The organism is [Mycobacterium] manitobense, from assembly GCF_025821665.1.
Classification (GTDB): domain Bacteria; phylum Actinomycetota; class Actinomycetes; order Mycobacteriales; family Mycobacteriaceae; genus Mycobacterium; species Mycobacterium arseniciresistens.
The window spans coordinates 1-18,073 of the sequence record NZ_JACKSJ010000062.1 but is presented as its reverse complement, the minus strand read 5'-3'; the positions used below and the strand labels follow the sequence as shown (position 1 = coordinate 18,073).

The following is an 18,073-nucleotide window of genomic DNA, read 5'->3' as shown; positions in this document are numbered from 1 at the left end:
CCGTCGCCCCCCCATTACAGACCACTACGCTGTCCGCGTGAGCCTGCCCGTTGTATTGATCGCCGACAAACTCGCCGAGTCGACCGTCGCCGCCCTCGGTGACCAGGTGGAAGTCCGCTGGGTGGACGGCCCGGACCGCCCGAAACTGCTGGCCGCGGTGCCGGACGCCGACGCGCTGCTGGTGCGTTCGGCGACGACCGTCGACGCCGAGGTGCTGGCCGCCGCGCCCAAGCTCAAGATCGTCGCCCGGGCCGGTGTCGGCCTGGACAACGTCGACGTCGACGCCGCCACCGCGCGCGGCGTGCTCGTGGTCAACGCGCCGACGTCCAACATCCACAGCGCCGCAGAACACGCACTGGCGCTGCTGCTCGCCACGGCTCGGCAGATCCCCGCCGCCGACGCCACGCTGCGCCAGCACACGTGGAAGCGCTCGTCGTTCTCGGGCACCGAGATCTTCGGCAAGACCGTCGGTGTCGTCGGACTCGGCCGCATCGGGCAGCTGGTGGCCCAGCGGCTCGCGGCGTTCGGTGCGCACATCACCGCCTACGACCCCTACGTGTCGTCCGCGCGGGCTGCGCAGCTGGGCATCGAACTGCTCTCCCTCGACGAACTGCTCGGCCGGGCCGACTTCATCTCGGTGCACCTGCCGAAGACGAAGGAGACCGCGGGCCTGTTCGGCAAGGACGCACTGGCCAAGATCAAGCCGGGCGCCATCATCGTCAACGCAGCGCGCGGCGGGCTGATCGACGAGCAGGCGCTCGCCGACGCGATCACCAGCGGACACATCCGCGGTGCGGGCCTGGACGTCTTCGCGACCGAACCGTGCACCGACAGCCCGCTGTTCGAGCTGCCGCAGGTCGTCGTCACACCGCACCTCGGCGCATCGACCGCCGAGGCGCAGGACCGGGCAGGCACCGACGTCGCGGCCAGCGTGCGGCTCGCGCTGGCCGGCGAGTTCGTGCCGGACGCCGTGAACGTCGGGGGCGGCACCGTCGGCGAGGAGGTGGCGCCGTGGCTGGACCTGGTCCGCAAGCTGGGCGTGCTGGTCGGGGCGCTGTCCGCGGAACTGCCGACCAACCTGTGCGTCCAGGTGCGCGGTGAGCTGGCATCCGAGGACGTCGGGGTGCTGCGGCTGTCCGCGCTACGCGGCCTGTTCTCCGCGGTGATCGAGGATCAGGTGACGTTCGTCAACGCCCCCGCGCTGGCCGCCGAGCGTGGCGTCGAGGCGAGCATCGACACCGAGAGCGAGAGCCCCAATCACCGCAGCGTCGTCGACGTGCGCGCCGTGGCCGCTGACGGCTCGACCGTCAACGTCTCGGGCACGCTGTCCGGACCGCAGCTGGTCGAGAAGGTCGTGCAGGTCAACGGCCGCAACCTGGATCTGCGCGCCGAGGGCGTGAACCTGATCATCAACTACGACGACCAGCCGGGCGCACTGGGCAAGATCGGCACCCTGCTCGGCGGCGCCGCGGTGAACATCCTGGCCGCGCAGCTCTCCCAGGACGCCGACGGCGACGGCGCGACCATCATGTTGCGGCTCGACCGGCAGGTTCCCGACGACGTGCTGGCCGGCATCGGCCGCGACGTCAACGCATCGACGCTGGAACTGGTCGACCTGTCGTGAAGCTCGCCGTGATCGCCGGCGACGGCATCGGACCCGAGGTCATCGCCGAGGCACTCAAGGTGCTCGACGTCGTGCTGCCGGGCGTCGAGCGCACCGAGTACGACCTCGGCGCGCGGCGCTATCACGCCACGGGGGAGACGCTGCCCGACGGTGTGGTCGACGAGTTGCGCGGCCACGACGCGATCCTGCTCGGTGCGATCGGTGATCCGTCGGTGCCCAGCGGCGTGCTGGAACGCGGGCTACTGCTGACACTGCGCTTCCAGCTCGACCACCACGTCAACCTGCGGCCGTCCCGGCTGCTGCCGGGCGTCACCAGCCCGCTGGCCGGCGACCCGGCGATCGACTTCGTGGTGGTGCGCGAAGGAACCGAGGGGCCGTACACCGGCACCGGCGGCGCGATCCGCGTCGGGACCCCGCACGAGGTCGCCACCGAGGTCAGCCTGAACACCGCGTTCGGTGTCGAACGAGTGGTGCGCGACGCGTTCGCGCGAGCGGCCAAGCGGCGCAAGCACCTGACGCTGGTGCACAAGACGAACGTCCTGACGTATGCGGGCACCCTGTGGGCGCGCACGGTCGCCGAGGTCGGTCGCGAGTTCCCCGATGTCGAGACCGCCTATCAGCACATCGACGCCGCCACCATCCACATGGTGACCGATCCGGGCCGGTTCGACGTGATCGTCACCGACAACCTGTTCGGCGACATCATCACCGACCTCGCGGCCGCCGTCTCCGGTGGGATCGGCCTGGCGGCCAGCGGCAACATCGACGCCACGCGCACCAATCCGTCGATGTTCGAACCGGTGCACGGCAGCGCGCCGGACATCGCGGGGCAGGGCATCGCCGACCCGACGGCGGCCGTCATGTCGGTGGCGCTGCTGTTGTCCCACATCGGCGAGGACGCCGCGGCGGCACGCGTCGACCGTGCGGTCGAGCAGCACCTCGCCACCCGTGGTGACGAGAAGTTGTCCACCACCCAGATCGGCGACCGGATCGCGGCGAACCTCTAGCGCTGCTGCCGCTGCATCAGGGCGGCGAATGCGGTTCCGCCGGAAACGTTCACGATGTCAAGGTGGGGGTTGCGGCGCAACGGATTCGACGCTGGGTCGTCGATCAGGTGTCCGACGTGGTCTCGATGTCGACGGGAACCAGGGGCAGGGCGATGAGCGGCAGCACGGCGCACACCGCGAACGCCGCCGGATAGCCGGCGATTCCGATCAGCCCGCCGAACAACGGCGCAGCGGCCGCGGACGCCAGGTGCTGGCTGGTGTTCTGCGCGCCGAGGGCGCGGCCGCTCCAGAAGGGGCCTGCGATCTCGGCGATCGCGGTGAAGGCCAGCCCGTTGTCGGAGACGGTGATCACCGACGCCGCCACCATCAGCGCGACGCTGATCGGTGAGCCGAGCGCATCGGTCAGCGCGAGCAGCGCCATGGTGGCGGCGGCGGCCAGTGCGATGGACCGGATCGGCCGGAGCCGGTGACGCACCCTGTCGGACCAGTAGCCGGCGGCGACACGTCCACCCGCACCGAGGAGTTGGGCGACGGTCACGAGTGTCCCGGCCGACACCGCCGACCATCCGCGATCGGTCATCAGCCACACCAGGGTGAAGGTCCACACCACCGCCTGTGGCACCACCAGCAGCACCGAGACGGCGTGGATCCGCCACAGCACGGCCGCGCCCCGGTACGGGTTGGCCAGATCCGCGGCCGGCGCCTCCGCGCGCGGCGGCCGCGGCGGATCCAGCACGCCCGCCACGCAGATCACCGCTGCGACCGCACACACCACCGCGGGGAACAACAGCGCGGTCCCCACACCGTGCGACTCGGCCAGCCGTGGGATGACCAGCGCGCCGAGCCCGACGCCCAGTGGCGTGGCGGTCTGCCGGATGCCCATCACCATCCCGCGCTGCTGCGGGGGGAACCAGCCCACCACCAGCCGGCCGCTGGCCGAATTGCTGCTCGCAGCGGCCATGCCGCCGAGGAACAGCAGTGCGCCCACCAGGATCAGGGAGTCGGCGGCTGCCGCGGCGAAGGCGGCGGCCGCGGTCAGCGCCGAACCGACGGTGAGCACGAACCGCTCGCCGACCCGGTCGACCACATAGCCCCAGGCGATCAGCGTGACCACCATCCCGAAGCTCGGCATGGACGAGAGCAGGCCGGCCACCGCCAGGTCGAGTCCGCGGTCGGAGTGCAGGGTGGGGATGAGGAACGCCGCCCCGTTGATGAACACGTTGGCGCACAACGTAGCGGTGAGCGCGATGGCCAGCATCGACCAGCGTCGCAGGGTGCCGATCGCCGCCGTGGCCATGCGGACATGGTGGCACACGTGTCTCACGCTGCAGAACTTCTGTCTCAGAGTATGGGACGCCGTCGGCGGGGAGTCCGCCGTCGGTCGCCGCCCGGCGGCCACTAGGCTGTGCTGATGCGCCTCGGTCGAATCGCCAGCCCAGACGGTGTCGCCTTCGTCAGTGTCGAAGGCCCTCCCGACGATCCGACGGCCGTCGCCAAGGAGATCGCCGAACATCCGTTCGGCACTCCGACGTTCACCGGGCGGTCCTGGCCGCTGGCCGACGTCCGCCTGCTGGCGCCGATCCTGGCCAGCAAGGTGGTATGCATGGGCAAGAACTACGCCGCCCACATCGAGGAGATGGGCGGCGGCGACTTCCCGGATCCGATCATCTTCCTCAAGCCGAACACGTCGATCATCGGTCCGCGCGTCCCGATCCAGCTGCCGGCCGGCGCCAATCCGGTACATCACGAAGGGGAACTGGCGGTGGTGATCGGCCGGCCGTGCAAGGACGTCCCGGCCGCCCGCGCCGCCGAGAACATCCTCGGCTACACGATCGCCAACGACGTGTCAGCCCGGGATCAGCAGAAGCAGGATGGCCAGTGGACGCGCGCGAAGGGCCATGACACCTTCTGCCCGCTCGGGCCGTGGATCGTCACCGACCTCGACCCCACCGACCTGGATCTGCGCACCGAGGTCAACGGGCAGTTGCGCCAGCACAGCCGGACGTCGCTGATGATCCACGACATCGGGGCCATCATCGAGTGGGTGTCGGCGGTGATGACCCTGCTGCCGGGTGACGTCATCCTCACCGGCACGCCGGAGGGGGTCGGCCCGCTGGAGGACGGCGACACCGTCAGCATCACGGTGGAGGGCATCGGCACGCTGACCAATCCCGTTGTGCGGAAGGGCAAGTGATGACGGTCCGGGTCCGGTTCTGCCCCTCGCCGACGGGAACGCCGCACGTCGGCCTCATCCGCACCGCCCTGTTCAACTGGGCCTACGCCCGCCACACCGGGGGCGCATTCGTCTTCCGTCTCGAGGACACCGACGCCGAACGCGACAGCGAGGAGAGCTATCTGGCCCTGCTGGACGCGCTGTCCTGGCTGGGGCTCGACTACGACGAGGGTCCCGACATCGGCGGGCCGTACGCGCCCTACCGGCAGTCGCAGCGCCGCGACATCCACCGCGACGTGGTGGACCGTCTGCTCGCGGCCGGCGAGGCCTACGAGGCGTTCTCGACTCCCGAGGAGGTCGAGGCCCGGCACGTAGCTGCCGGGCGCAATCCGAAGCTGGGCTACGACAACTTCGATCGCGAACTCACCGACGAGCAGCGGGCGGCCTACCTCGCCGACGGGCGCAGGCCGGTGATCCGGCTCAAGATGCCCGACCACGACCTCACGTGGCGCGATCTCGTGCGCGGCGAGACGACCTTCCCTGCGGGCTCCGTTCCGGATTTCGCGCTCACCCGCGCCAGCGGCGATCCGTTGTACACCTTGGTCAATCCGGTCGACGACGCGTTGATGAAGATCACCCATGTGCTGCGCGGCGAGGACATCATGTCCTCGACGCCGCGCCAGATCGCCTTGTACGAGGCGCTGATCCGGATCGGCGTGGCCGAGCGGGTGCCCGAATTCGGACATCTGCCGAGCGTTCTCGGTGACGGCAACAAGAAGCTGTCCAAGCGGGATCCGCAGTCGAACCTGTTCCTGCACCGGGAGCGGGGCTTCATCCCGGAGGGCCTGCTCAACTACCTGGCGCTCCTGGGGTGGGGGATCGCCGACGACCACGACGTGTTCAGCCTCGACGAGATGGTGGCCGCGTTCGACGTCGCCGACGTCAACTCCAATCCGGCGCGCTTCGACCAGAAGAAGGCCGACGCCCTCAACGCCGAGCACCTCCGGTTGCTCAGCGAGGACGAGTTCACCGTCCGGCTGCGCGACTTCTTCTCCACCCACGGTCACGACACCGGCCTCGACGAGCGGCAGTTCGCCGAGGCCGCCCGGCTGGTCCAGACGCGCATCGTCGTGCTCGGCGACGCATGGGAGCTGTTGAAGTTCCTCGACGACTCTGCGTTTGCGCTCGACGAGAAGTCCGCGGCCAAGGAACTGCGCTCGGAGGCGGTGGCCGTGCTCGACGCCGCGGCGACCGCCCTGGAGGGTGTCGAGGAGTGGACGACGACGGCGATCGAAGAGGCGCTGAAGGCGGCGCTGATCGACGGCCTCGAGCTCAAGCCGCGTAAGGCGTTCGGCCCGATCCGGGTGGCGATCACCGGTGCGACCATCAGCCCCCCGCTGTTCGAGTCGCTGGAACTGCTCGGCCGTGACCGCAGCCTGCGGCGGTTGCGCGCCGGCCGGCAGCGCGCGGCGGCCGAGACACCCCAGGCGTGAAAAGTCGTCGCGAAATCTTTGGTAGTCTGCCTGTCGGCCCACAAACACGGGCGGTGGCGACGAGCCGCTGCCGGTAGGGCCGAAAAGCGCTCGTGACCTGCGGTGACGAGTAGCCCATGGGGTATGGTGTAATTGGCAACACAGCGGTTTCTGGTACCGCCATTCTAGGTTCGAGTCCTGGTACCCCAGCTGCACCCGGAGATTAGGTCAGGCATGTCGCCTGAGCTATGCTGGCTCTCCGGAATTTGTTCTAGCCCCCGTCGTCTAGCGGCCTAGGACGCCGCCCTCTCACGGCGGTAGCGTGGGTTCGAATCCCATCGGGGGTACCAGAAATCGATCGCCCGCCTCGCTCGAGGCGGGCGTTTCTCGTTCTCCCGGGCGCGACTGCGACCCTCGTCACAGCCGGCGGGTGAGGGCCTCCGCCGCCGCCACCAGATCGGCGGCCCAGCGTGCACCGGGGCGGCGGCCCATCCGGTCGATGGGTCCCGACACCGACACCGCGGCCACCACTGCGCCGCGGCCATCGCGCACCGGGGCGGACACGCTCGCCACCCCCGGTTCGCGCTCGGCCGCACTCTGCGCCCAGCCCCGCCTGCGCACCTCGGCCAGGGCGCGGTCGGTGAACTTCGCCTCCGGCAGCACGGCGTGCTGGGTCGCCGCGTCGGCATAAGCCAGCAGCACCTTGGCGCCCGAGCCCGCGGTCATCGACAGCCGGGTGCCCACCGGAACCGTGTCACGCAGGCCCGCAGGCGGCTCCAGTGCCGCCACGCAGATCCGTGCGGTGCCTTCCCGCCGGTACAACTGCACACTCTCACCGGTGATCTCGCGCAGCCGCGGCAACACCACCGCACCGGCGGCCAACAGCGGGTCGTTGACGTGCCCGGCCAGTTCGGTGAGCGCGGGGCCGAGTCGCCAGCGGCCGTCGGCGTCGCGGGCGAGCAGCCGGTGCACCTCGAGACCGGCCGCGAGGCGGTGCGCCGTCGCGCGCGGCAGCCCGGTGCGGTCGCACAGTTCCGCGAGCCCGCATGGTGACTCGGCCACCGAATGGAGTACGCCCACGGCTTTGTCCAGCACGCCGATACCGCTATCCTGTCTCACAGAGAGATACTAGCGTCCCGCATGTTGAGAAACCAGCCCACGGTGTCACGATCAGGGTGCGGGCGTCACGACGCGAATCGAGATGTGATGGCCAACTCGCAGAAGCCCAGGACCATGGCAGAGAAGGTCTGGGCCGACCACGTCGTCGCCCGCGGCGACGGGGAACCCGACCTGATCTACATCGACCTCCACCTGGTCCACGAGGTCACCAGCCCGCAGGCGTTCGACGGCCTCCGGCTGGCCGGACGCCCGGTGCGCCGGCCCGATCTCACCATCGCCACCGAGGACCACAACGTCCCGACGATCGACATCGACAAGCCGATCGCCGATCCGGTGTCACGCACCCAGGTGGAGACATTGCGGCGCAACTGCGCGGAATTCGGCATCCGGCTGCACCCGATGGGCGATGCCGAACAGGGCATCGTGCACATCATCGGCCCGCAGCTCGGCCTGACGCAGCCGGGGATGACGGTGGTCTGCGGCGACAGCCACACCTCGACGCACGGCGCGTTCGGCGCGCTGGCCATGGGAATAGGCACATCCGAGGTCGAGCACGTGATGGCCACCCAGACGCTGCCCCTGCGCCCGTTCAAGACGATGGCGGTGAACGTCGACGGCGAACTGCCGCCGGGAGTGAGCGCGAAGGACGTCATCCTCGCGGTGATCGCGAAGATCGGCACCGGCGGCGGACAGGGTCACGTCATCGAATACCGGGGCAGCGCCATCGAGGCGTTGTCGATGGAGGGCCGGATGACCATCTGCAACATGAGCATCGAGGCCGGTGCCCGGGCCGGCATGGTGGGGCCGGACGAGACCACCTTCGAGTTCCTGCGTGGGCGGCCGCACGCCCCCAAGGGCGCCGACTGGGATGCCGCGGTCGCGGCGTGGAGCCAGTTGCGCACCGATCCCGGCGCCGAATTCGACACCGAGGTGCACATCGACGCGGCGGCCCTGAGCCCGTTCGTGACGTGGGGCACCAACCCCGGGCAGGGCATCCCGCTGGCCGATGCGGTGCCCGATCCCGAGCTGATCGTCGACGAGGGCGAGCGCCAGGCCGCGGAGAAGGCGTTGACCTACATGGACCTTCGCCCGGGCACCGCGATGCGAGACGTCGCGGTCGACACCGTGTTCGTCGGCTCGTGCACCAACGGCCGCATCGAGGATCTGCGGGTGGTCGCCGACGTGCTGAACCGCCGCTCGGTCGCCGAAGGGGTGCGGATGTTGATCGTGCCCGGGTCCATGCGGGTGAAGGCGCAGGCCGAATCCGAGGGCCTGGACGCGATCTTCACCGCCGCCGGCGCGGAGTGGCGGCAGGCCGGGTGCTCGATGTGTCTTGGCATGAACCCCGATCAACTCTCACCGGGGCAGCGTTGCGCGTCGACCTCGAACCGCAATTTCGAGGGCAGGCAGGGCAAGGGCGGTCGGACCCACCTCGTCTCACCCGCCGTCGCCGCGGCCACCGCCGTGCGCGGCACGCTGTCCTCTCCCGCCGATCTGACCGACCGAGGAGCCCACTGATGGAAGCCTTCACCGCCCATACCGGGATCGGCGTACCGCTGCGCCGGTCCAACGTCGACACCGACCAGATCATCCCGGCGGTGTATTTGAAGCGGGTCACCCGAACGGGATTCGAGGACGGATTGTTCGCCGCCTGGCGCAACGACCCCTCGTTCGTTCTCAATCTGGTGCCGTTCGACCGGGGTTCCGTATTGGTGGCGGGACCGGATTTCGGCACCGGGTCATCGCGCGAGCACGCGGTCTGGGCGCTCATGGACTACGGGTTCCGGGTGGTTATCTCGTCTAGGTTCGCCGATATCTTCCGCGGAAATGCGGGCAAGGCGGGACTGCTGGCCGCCGAAGTCGCGCAAGACGATGTGGAACTGCTGTGGAAGCTGATCGAGCAGAATCCCGGGCTGGAAATCGGTGTGGACCTTCAAGATCGAACGGTGACCGCCGGAACGGTTGTGGTGCCGTTCAGAATTGACGACTACACCGCCTGGCGACTGCTTTCCGGACTCGACGATATAGGCCTTACGCTGCAGAAACTCGACGAGATCGAGTCCTATGAGCAGCACAGGCCGAACTGGAAACCGAAGACCCTGCCGGCCTGATCGCGGCCCCGCGGCGGGCCGAATTCGCCGCCCTGGAAGGGGTTCTCCGAGCCTCCGGCAGGAGCCCGTGCGCGGCAACCGGATTGCCGAATTATTTGCCAGCGACGATTGAAATTGCGCGTGGCTCTTGGAAATCAGTGGTCAAAGGGTTTACCGTGTCCACTAGTCGGTCCAAGGAGGACCACTGGTCTCGGAGGATTTGAATGAACAAAGCGGAGCTCATCGACGTACTGACCAACAAAATGGGCACCGACCGTAGGCAGGCCACCGCCGCGGTCGAGAACGTCGTCGACACCATCGTGCGCGCAGTGCACAAGGGCGACAGCGTGACCATCACCGGCTTCGGCGTGTTCGAACAGCGCCGCCGCGCCGCCCGTGTCGCGCGCAACCCGCGCACCGGCGAGACGGTGAAGGTGAAGCCCACCTCGGTGCCGGCATTCCGCCCGGGTGCTCAGTTCAAGGCGGTTGTGTCTGGCGCGCAGCGTCTCCCGGCGGACGGCCCTGCCGTCAAGCGCGGCGTGACGGCAGCGCCCGCCAAGCGCGGGGCCGCCAAGAAGGCGCCGGCCCGCAAGGCCGCCACCAAGACCGCAGCCAAGAAGGCGCCCGCGAAGTCCACCGCGGCGAAGAAGACCACCGCCACCAAGGCGCCGGCGAAGTCGACGGCGGCGAAGAAGACCACCGCTGCCAAGAAGGCGCCGGCGAAGTCGACGGCCGCGAAGAAGACCACCCCGGCCAAGAAGGCACCCGCCGCCAAGAAGGCCGCCACCAAGGCGCCGGCCAAGAAGGCACCGGCCGCCAAGAAGGCCGCCACCAAGGCGCCCGCCAAGAAGTCGGCTGCCAAGAAGGCGCCGGCCAAGAAGGGCCGCAAGTAGATTCCAGCCGGAAACGACACGGAGGCGCCGCGGGTCGAACCGACCCGCGGCGTTTCCTGCTGTGGAGCGTCGTGCGGGCGTTCTCAGCCGCTGACGGCCAGAGGGCTGCCGATGTGGTCCGCCGACACGAGCCGGCCACCGGACAGCGACATCACCCACGTGCTGCCCTTGCGGTTGCGTGACTTGTCCGGCCGCACCCCGTCCTGCTCGCACCACCAGTCGACGAGGTGGGGGATGACCTTGCCCTGCGAGCAGATCACCGGAGTGGCACCGCTCTCCCCGGCCTTCGCGACGATGTCGAGGATCCGGCGGCGGGCCGCCTTCTTGTCATCGGAGTAGGCCTCTTCGGTGAGCTCCGGTTCACTGGTCACCGTGGTGCCCAGTTCCTGGGCCAGCGGCTCCAGCGTCTGCAGGCACCGGGTGCGGGCCGCGGCGAACAGTTCGTCCGCACCGAATGCGAGCAACTGGCCGACGAGCGACTCGGCCTGTGCGCGCCCGCGTTTGTCCAGTGGACGCTTGTCGTCGTCGCCCCGGTAACGCTTCTTGTCGCCTGCCGAGCCGTGCCGGACGACCAGCACGGTCTGGGTGTCGGCAGGCAGTTTCGCGAACCGCCGCAGGACCTTCCGGTCGTGCGGATAGCCCACCCGTTTCATCGCGTCGCCCACCGGCAGCCAGATCAGCTGGTCGACTTCGTCGTTGGGGGCGAATTCGCCGTCGATGCGGCGGGCGGCCCAGTACCTGACCTTCTTGACGCCCTGGTCCACCGGGTAGCTCACCGTGGTCAGCCGGCGGCCGAGGTGCGCGCCGCAGCCCGTCTCCTCCAGAATCTCCCGCACCGCGGTGACCGGTTCGGTCTCACCCGGGTCGACCTTGCCCTTCGGCAGTGACCAGTCGTCGTAGCGCGGGCGGTGGATGACCGCGACCAGTGGCTGCGGGTCGTCGCCTTCGGTGCGCCACAACACCGCACCGGCGGCCAGCACCGCCTTGCCCTTGGGGCTCTTGGTACTCACCTCAACTCCTGCAGTCGGTTCGGGGAGGTACGGCCGAGACGGTGGGCGAGGATCACGGGTGCCGGTGACGTTCCATCAGCGACACCTGATGGTCGCGTACCGTGCGGCCTTCCTGCGGCGAGGCCGTCCAGCGCCCGTCGGTGCCCAACTCCCAGCACCGGGTGGACGGATCCATCGCCGACTCGAACGTGTCGTTGAGCTGTGCGGCCAATCGAGGATCCTTCACCTGCGCCATCACCTCCACCCGGCGGTCGAGGTTGCGGTGCATCATGTCGGCGCTGCCGATCCAGAATTCGTCGATGGCCTTGAAGTGGATGATCCGGGAGTGCTCGAGGAACCGGCCGAGAATCGAACGCACCACGATGTTGTCGGAGAATCCCGCCGCACCCGGCCGCAGCGCGCAGATGCCGCGCACCACCACTTCCACCCGCACGCCGGCCTGCGATGCCCGGTACAGCGCGTCGATGACCTGTTCGTCGACCAGGGCGTTGGCCTTCAGCCGGATTCGCGCGTCGGCGCCCTCACGGGCCGCGGCCACCTCCCGCTCGATGCGCTCGATGATGCCGCGGCGCACGCCGTTGGGCGCCACCAACAGGTTGCGGTAGGACACCTTGCGGGAGTAGCCGGTCAGCGAGTTGAACAGGTCGGTGAGGTCGGCACCGATGTCGGGAGCGGCCGTGAGCAGGCCGACGTCCTCGTAGAGGCGAGAGGTCTTCGGGTTGTAGTTGCCGGTCCCGATGTGGCAGTAGCGCCGGATCGTCGACCCCTCGCGGCGCACGACCAGACACGTTTTGCAGTGCGTCTTGAGCCCGATCAACCCGTAGACGACGTGCACGCCCGCCTGTTCCAGTGCGCGAGCCCACTTGATGTTGGCCTGCTCGTCGAAGCGCGCCTTGATCTCGACGAGCGCGACGACCTGCTTACCGGCCTCTGCGGCGTCGATGAGCGCGCTGACGATCGGCGAGTCGCCCGAGGTCCGATACAGGGTCTGCTTGATCGCCAACACATTCGGGTCGGCGGCGGCCTGCTCGATGAAGCGCTGCACCGTGGTCGAGAACGAGTCGTACGGGTGGTGCACCAGGACGTCGCCGTCGCGCAGCGTGGAGAAGATGCTCTTGGGAGTCTCGCGTTCGCCGAACGCCGGCGGAGTGGCGGGGACGAATGGGGGATCCTTCAGCTCGGGCCTGTCGACGCCGTACACCTGCCACAGCGCGGACAGGTCGAGCAGACCCGGCACTTCGATGACGTCACCGGGATGAACGTCGAGTTCGCGCAGCAACAACTCGAGCATGTTCTCGGTCATGTCGCCGGCTATCTCCAGACGCACGGGCGACCCGAACCGGCGGCGGGCCAACTCGCGTTCGAGGGCCTGCAGCAGATCCTCGTCGCGGTCCTCCTCGACCTCGAAGTCGGCGTTGCGCGTGATCCGGAAGGCGTGGTGCTCCACGATCTCCAGGCCGGGGAACAGGACGTCGAGGAACGCCGAGATCAGTTCCTCCATCGGAAGGAATCGGACACCGCCGCCGTCATCGTCGCGCGCCCGCAGCTCCACGAAGCGGTCTACGTTGTCGGGCACCTTGATTCGCGCGAAGTGCTGGGTCCCGTCGTCGGGAAGCTTGACGGTGATCGCCAGGTTCAGGCTCAGCCCACTCACGAAGGGGAACGGGTGTGCCGGGTCGACCGCGAGCGGCGTGAGGACCGGGAACACCTGCTCGTGGAAGTAGGTCGACAGCCTGTCGCGTTCGTAGTCGTCGAGTTCGCTCCACGTCACGATGACGATGCCCCGCTCGGCGAGAGCGGGGCGCACCTCGTCCATGAAGACCTTCGAATGCCTGCTGGCGATCTGCTGCGTGCGCTCGCCGATGCGCCGCAACTGCTCACGCGGGGAGAGGCCGTCCGCCGACCGAACCGACAGGCCCATCTCATCGCGACGCTTGAGGCCGGCGACGCGCACCATGTAGAACTCGTCGAGGTTCGAGGCGAAGATCGCCAGGAACTTGGCGCGTTCCAGCAGCGGCAGCGACGGGTCCGCGGCCAGCGCCAGCACCCTGGCGTTGAAGTCGAGCCAGCTCAGCTCACGGTTGAGATAGCGGTCCTCGGGGAGGGCGGCAGGCTGGGCAGGGTCGGCGACGGGCGACGTCGCCGCGGGCGGCGCATCCGGCGCCGCGGCTGATGCCTGGGCCTCCGGGGCGGTGTCGACCGGCACCCGCTCGGCGTCTTCCGTTCGTGTCTGGGCCTCGGCTTCGGTCATCTGGCCAATCATTCCTCATCCGCGGTTCGTGCGGCCACCGCGGACCTACATTGCTCGCCGCCTGTTCACCTGGTCGGTGGCAGCACGCGGGTGGTCGCCGGACCGACGCCGAGCAACCGTGCGGCCGCCAGATCGTCGGGGGTGTCGATGTCGCACCGCAGGCCCGGCCACCCGCCCGTCAGCTCCACCGCGCCGGAATCGCGATGGCGCCGAGCGGAATCGGCTCCCAGTCGCGGATCGAGGGGGACACCGAACCCGAAGAGGGCGGCGGTGCCCGTGCCGTGCCGGTCACCCACGAAGCTGCGGGGGTGGTCGCGCGCCGCGGTGATCGCCTCGGCCAGCTCCTGCGATCGCAGTGCCGGCAGATCGCCTTGCAGCACAACGATGTTCGAATGGCCGGCGCGCAGCTCCGCTTCGGCGACCGCGATCGCGTTGTTGAGCGGGTCGGGGTGCCCGGCGGGCGTCGGGTCGTCGATCACGTTCGCGCCGAGCGACCGCACAGCATCGGCGGCGGCGGTGTCAGGGGTGACCACGGTGACCGCTGCCACCCGCAGCGCGGCCGCGATGGTGTCCGTCAACATCGCCAGCACCACGCTCTCCCGGCCGGCCGGCGGGAACGCCGAGGCCAGCCGGGTCTTCGCCGCCGCAAGCCGCTTCACGGCGATCACCACCGCGACGTCGGCATCCGCCGCGGTTCGTGAGCCGCTCATGATCGCCATCCTGCCAGGCGTGTTCGCAGATGCCCGGCCACGCCGAAAGCGGGTACGCCCACCGGCCCGCGCTAGGGTGAAGCGGTGGTGAAGGCGGCGGTGATGGGTGCCGGTGCGTGGGGAACAGCCCTGGCGAGAGTCCTGGCGGACGCGGGCAACGACGTCGCGCTGTGGGCCCGCAGGCCCGAACTCGCCGCCGAGATCAACGCCACCCACCGCAACACCTCCTATCTCGGCGAGACCGAGTTGCCGGGCACCATCCGGGCGACCGCCGACCCGGCGGAGGCGCTCGCCAGCGCCTGCACCGTGCTGCTGGCGGTGCCCTCGCAGCGGCTGCGGGAGAACCTGCAGCAGTGGAAGGGGCTGATCGGCGACGACGCGACGCTGGTCAGCCTGGCCAAGGGCATCGAACTCGACACCCTGATGCGGATGAGCCAGGTGATCATCGCCGTCACCGGAGCCGACGCCGGGCGGGTGGCGGTGGTCACCGGGCCGAACCTGGCCAGCGAGATCGCCGCCGAGCAGCCCGCTGCCACCGTCGTCGCCTGCAACGACTCCGGCCGGGCGGTGACGCTGCAGCGCGCGCTGGCCACCGGCTACTTCCGTCCGTACACCAACAGCGACGTGATCGGCGCCGAAGTCGGCGGGGCCTGCAAGAACGTCATCGCGTTGGCCACCGGGATGGCCGCCGGTGTGGGGCTCGGCGAGAACACCGTGGCCGCGATCATCACCCGCGGCCTGGCCGAGATCATGCGGCTGGGCATCGCGCTGGGCGCCCAGCCCGCCACGCTGGCCGGGCTCGCCGGCGTCGGCGACCTCGTCGCCACCTGCACCTCACCGCACTCGCGCAACCGCACGTTCGGCGAGCGGCTGGGCCGGGGCGGCACCATGGAGTCCGCGCTGGAGGCGGCGGGCGGTCACGTCGCCGAGGGCGTCACCTCGTGCGAGTCGGTGCTCTCGCTGGCCTCGAGCTACGACGTCGAGATGCCGCTCACCGACGCCGTGCACCGGGTGTGCCACCGGGGGCTCAGCGTCGACGAAGCGGTGGCGCTGCTGCTCGGCCGCAGCACCAAGCCGGAGTGACGGCGATGGACGGCGGCTACGGTGACTCCACCCGCAGCGTGAAAGCCGCGGGCGCCGAACCGGTTCCGGGCGCACCCGTGGCGCCGCCGCCCATTCCCGCTGCGGCCTATCACATCCCGGCTGACGAAGACGACACGCTGGACAGCTACGGCCGCCGGTCGAATCCGACGTGGCGCCTCGTGGAGTCGGCGCTCGCCACGCTCGAAGGCGCCACCCGCGCGCTGGCATTCTCATCGGGGATGGCGGCGATCACCACCGCGCTCCGGGTGCTGGCCACGCCCGGCAGCACGCTGGTGGTACCCGCCGACGGCTACTACCAGGTGCGCCGGTATGCCACCGAACATCTTGCGCCGCGCGGTATCTCGGTGATCGAGGCGACCTGCGCGCAGATGTGCGAGGCGGCCGCGGGCGCCGACATCGTGCTGGCCGAGACACCGGCCAACCCGACGCTCGACGTCGCCGATCTGCACCGGTTGGCGACGCTGTGCCGCCGCCGCGGGACCACCCTGGTCGTCGACAACACCACCGCCACCCCGCTCGGCCAGCAACCGCTCTCGCTGGGCGCCGACCTGGTGGTGGCGAGCGCCACCAAGGCGCTGTCGGGCCACCACGACCTGCTCGCGGGATACGTCGCAGGCAGCCACCCGGAGCTGATGGCCGCCATCGAACGCGACCGCCTGCTCGCGGGCGCGGTGCTCGGCGCGTTCGAGGCGTGGCTGCTGCTGCGCAGCCTCGGCACCGTCGGCCTGCGCTTCGAGCGGCAGTGCCAGAACGCCCAGGCGCTGGCCATGCTGCTGCGCACCCATCCGGCGGTGCGCATGGTGCGTTACCCGGGGCTGCCCGAGGATCCGTCGCACGAGGTCGCGGCACGCCAGATGCGGCGCTTCGGCGGTGTGGTGTCGGCGGAACTGGCCGACGCCGCCGCCGTCCACCGCCTCGTGCAGCGCAGCGACCTGCTGGTGGGCGCGACCAGTTTCGGCGGCATCCACTCCTCGGTGGACCGGCGGGCCCGCTGGGGAGACCCCGTCGCCGACGGGTTCGCCCGGATCTCGCTCGGCATCGAGGACACCGACGACCTCATCGCGGACATCGACCGCGCGCTGCGGTGAAAGCCCTGGTCAGGTAATCGGATCGTGCGGTGAGCGGGCGGGACGGTAGCCTCTGCAGGTTGTGACTGCTCGCAACCAGCCCGGCTCCGCCGGCCGCACGCGCGTCGCCGTCGTCTACGGCGGCCGCAGTTCCGAGCACGCCATCTCCTGCGTTTCCGCGGGCAGCATCCTGCGCAACCTCGATCCGGAGCGGTTCGAGGTCGTCGCCGTCGGCATCACCCCGGCGGGCTCGTGGGTCCTCACCGACGGCCGCCCGGAGACGCTGGCGATCACCGACGGCCGGCTGCCCGAGGTGAGCGGCGCGTCGGGCATCGAGCTGGCGCTGCCCGCCGCACCGGAGCGCAGTGGTCAGCTGGTGTCGCTGAGCCAGGGCGCCGCGGGCGAGATCCTGGCCTCGGTCGATGTGGTGTTCCCGGTCCTGCACGGGCCCTACGGCGAGGACGGCACCATCCAGGGCCTGCTCGAACTCGCCGGGGTGCCCTACGTCGGGGCCGGCGTGCTGGCCAGTGCGGCGGGGATGGACAAGGAGTTCACCAAGAAGCTGCTGATCGCCGACGGCCTGCCGGTCGGCGACCACGTCGTGCTGCGGGCACGCCGGTCGACGCTCGAACTCGAGGAGCGCGAGCGGCTCGGGCTGCCGGTGTTCGTCAAACCCGCCCGCGGTGGATCGTCGATCGGCGTCAGCCGGGTCGCGGCCTGGGACGACCTGCCCGCGGCGATCGAACTCGCCCGCCGCCACGACCCGAAGGTGATCGTCGAGGCCGCGGTGCCCGGCCGCGAACTGGAGTGCGGTGTGCTCGAACTGCCCGACGGGCGGGTCGAGGCCAGCACGGTCGGTGAGATCCGGGTCGCCGGGGTGCGTGGCCGCGAGGACGGGTTCTACGACTTCGCCACCAAGTACCTCGAGGACGGCGCCGAACTGGACGTGCCGGCCAAGGTCGACGACGAGATCGCCGATGAGATACGCCAGCTGGCGATCCGCGCCTTCACCGCCGTGGACTGCCAGGGACTGGCCCGCGTCGACTTCTTCCTCACCGACGACGGCCCGGTGGTCAACGAGATCAACACGATGCCCGGCTTCACCACCATCTCGATGTACCCGCGGATGTGGGCGGCCAGCGGGGTCGACTATCCGACGCTGCTGGCGGCGATGGTGGACACCGCGCTGGCCAGGGGTACCGGCCTGCGCTAACCGACCGGCGCGGGATCGGCCGGGCGCGCGGGGAGGGTCTCGGTGATCGTCGCCGACATCAGCTGGATCGGCGTCGGCCCCGAACCGGCGGGCAGGGTCAGCGCGACGTAGACGGGTCGGTCGACGGCGTACCAGGTGCTGCGCGTGCCGTCGCCCGACTGTCCGCCGCCCGCGTCTGCCTCGCCCACCCCTGCTTCGCCCGCCCGCGCCTCGCCCACCCGGAACCATGCCACGGCGTCCACCATCTGCAGCGGTGCCCCGACGACGAACTCGGCGGGGCGGTCCAGCCCGCACCGCAGCACCACCGGCTCGGCGCCGGGCTCGGCCCGCCACGCGGCGG

16 protein-coding genes and 2 tRNA genes are annotated in these 18,073 nt (G+C 70.0%); 12 read left to right on the top strand and 6 right to left on the bottom strand.

What is annotated here, in order from left to right; all coding sequences use genetic code 11:
• Positions 1 to 37 precede the first annotated feature (37 nt).
• Both serA and H7I41_RS07485 read left to right on the top strand, forming a co-directional pair.
• On the top strand, positions 38 to 1,624 hold the full coding sequence (gene serA / locus H7I41_RS07490) for a phosphoglycerate dehydrogenase (protein WP_264011943.1): 1,587 nt from the start codon (positions 38 to 40) through the stop codon (positions 1,622 to 1,624).
• Entirely contained in the window at positions 1,621 to 2,631 is a 1,011-nt protein-coding gene (locus tag H7I41_RS07485; protein WP_264011942.1) for a 3-isopropylmalate dehydrogenase, read from the top strand. Before serA ends, H7I41_RS07485 begins: the two co-directional genes overlap by 4 nt.
• Positions 2,632 to 2,734: 103 nt before the next feature.
• Here H7I41_RS07485 and H7I41_RS07480 read toward each other — a convergent pair whose 3' ends face one another.
• A complete protein-coding gene (locus H7I41_RS07480; protein ID WP_264011941.1) occupies positions 2,735 to 3,928 on the bottom strand; it encodes an MFS transporter in 1,194 nt (397 codons plus the stop codon).
• A 114-nt stretch (positions 3,929 to 4,042) separates the two neighbouring features.
• Here H7I41_RS07480 and H7I41_RS07475 point away from each other — a divergent pair, with 114 nt between their 5' ends.
• The 4 genes from H7I41_RS07475 (at position 4,043) to H7I41_RS07460 (ending at position 6,626) form a co-directional block, all read left to right on the top strand.
• Positions 4,043 to 4,825: a fumarylacetoacetate hydrolase family protein gene (locus H7I41_RS07475; protein ID WP_264011940.1), complete on the top strand. Its 783-nt coding sequence runs from the start codon at positions 4,043 to 4,045 to the stop codon at positions 4,823 to 4,825.
• Positions 4,825 to 6,297, top strand: a complete 1,473-nt coding sequence (gene gltX / locus H7I41_RS07470) for a glutamate--tRNA ligase (protein WP_264011939.1) — start codon at positions 4,825 to 4,827, stop codon at positions 6,295 to 6,297. The genes H7I41_RS07475 and gltX overlap by 1 nt, the downstream gene beginning before the upstream one ends.
• A 117-nt stretch (positions 6,298 to 6,414) precedes the next feature.
• Positions 6,415 to 6,486: transfer RNA gene (locus H7I41_RS07465), tRNA-Gln, on the top strand.
• A 64-nt stretch (positions 6,487 to 6,550) separates the two neighbouring features.
• Positions 6,551 to 6,626, top strand: a tRNA-Glu gene (locus H7I41_RS07460).
• A 67-nt stretch (positions 6,627 to 6,693) separates the two neighbouring features.
• Here the strand turns inward: H7I41_RS07460 and H7I41_RS07455 are convergent.
• Positions 6,694 to 7,395, bottom strand: coding sequence for an IclR family transcriptional regulator (locus tag H7I41_RS07455; protein ID WP_264011938.1), 702 nt, complete (start codon positions 7,393 to 7,395; stop codon positions 6,694 to 6,696).
• A gap of 87 nt (positions 7,396 to 7,482) precedes the next feature.
• On the opposite strand from H7I41_RS07455, the gene leuC reads away from it, so the two are divergent.
• The 3 genes from leuC to H7I41_RS07440 all read left to right on the top strand — a co-directional run bounded on the left by leuC (position 7,483) and on the right by H7I41_RS07440 (position 10,378).
• Positions 7,483 to 8,913: a 3-isopropylmalate dehydratase large subunit gene (leuC, locus tag H7I41_RS07450; RefSeq protein ID WP_276008460.1), complete on the top strand. Its 1,431-nt coding sequence runs from the start codon at positions 7,483 to 7,485 to the stop codon at positions 8,911 to 8,913.
• Positions 8,913 to 9,506 carry a 3-isopropylmalate dehydratase small subunit gene (leuD, locus tag H7I41_RS07445; protein WP_264011936.1) on the top strand — a complete coding sequence of 198 codons (594 nt, stop codon included), beginning with the start codon at positions 8,913 to 8,915 and terminating at the stop codon, positions 9,504 to 9,506. The genes leuC and leuD overlap by 1 nt, the downstream gene beginning before the upstream one ends.
• 203 nt (positions 9,507 to 9,709) lie before the next feature.
• Complete coding sequence (locus H7I41_RS07440; protein WP_264011935.1) at positions 9,710 to 10,378, top strand: HU family DNA-binding protein; 669 nt, start codon at positions 9,710 to 9,712, stop codon at positions 10,376 to 10,378.
• Positions 10,379 to 10,461: 83 nt separating this feature from the next.
• On the opposite strand, the gene mutT1 is transcribed toward H7I41_RS07440, so the two are convergent.
• The 3 genes from mutT1 to cofC all read right to left on the bottom strand — a co-directional run bounded on the left by mutT1 (position 10,462) and on the right by cofC (position 14,349).
• Complete coding sequence (gene mutT1, locus H7I41_RS07435; protein ID WP_308214593.1) at positions 10,462 to 11,388, bottom strand: 8-oxo-(d)GTP phosphatase MutT1; 927 nt, start codon at positions 11,386 to 11,388, stop codon at positions 10,462 to 10,464.
• Between the two features lie 52 nt (positions 11,389 to 11,440).
• Complete coding sequence (locus tag H7I41_RS07430) at positions 11,441 to 13,639, bottom strand: RNA degradosome polyphosphate kinase (RefSeq protein WP_264011934.1); 2,199 nt, start codon at positions 13,637 to 13,639, stop codon at positions 11,441 to 11,443.
• A 65-nt stretch (positions 13,640 to 13,704) separates the two neighbouring features.
• On the bottom strand, positions 13,705 to 14,349 hold the full coding sequence (gene cofC, locus H7I41_RS07425; protein ID WP_264011933.1) for a 2-phospho-L-lactate guanylyltransferase: 645 nt from the start codon (positions 14,347 to 14,349) through the stop codon (positions 13,705 to 13,707).
• Between the two features lie 84 nt (positions 14,350 to 14,433).
• Here cofC and H7I41_RS07420 point away from each other — a divergent pair, with 84 nt between their 5' ends.
• The 3 genes from H7I41_RS07420 to H7I41_RS07410 all read left to right on the top strand — a co-directional run bounded on the left by H7I41_RS07420 (position 14,434) and on the right by H7I41_RS07410 (position 17,733).
• Positions 14,434 to 15,432, top strand: coding sequence for an NAD(P)H-dependent glycerol-3-phosphate dehydrogenase (locus H7I41_RS07420; RefSeq protein WP_308214592.1), 999 nt, complete (start codon positions 14,434 to 14,436; stop codon positions 15,430 to 15,432).
• 5 nt (positions 15,433 to 15,437) lie between these two features.
• A complete protein-coding gene (locus tag H7I41_RS07415) occupies positions 15,438 to 16,541 on the top strand; it encodes a cystathionine gamma-lyase (RefSeq protein WP_264012243.1) in 1,104 nt (367 codons plus the stop codon).
• A 61-nt stretch (positions 16,542 to 16,602) separates the two neighbouring features.
• A complete protein-coding gene (locus H7I41_RS07410) occupies positions 16,603 to 17,733 on the top strand; it encodes a D-alanine--D-alanine ligase family protein (RefSeq protein ID WP_264011932.1) in 1,131 nt (376 codons plus the stop codon).
• Here the strand turns inward: H7I41_RS07410 and H7I41_RS07405 are convergent.
• A partial coding sequence (locus tag H7I41_RS07405; RefSeq protein WP_264011931.1) for a DUF3515 domain-containing protein occupies positions 17,730 to 18,073 on the bottom strand: 344 nt, incomplete at its 5' end. The two genes, H7I41_RS07410 and H7I41_RS07405, sit on opposite strands and share 4 nt — an antisense overlap.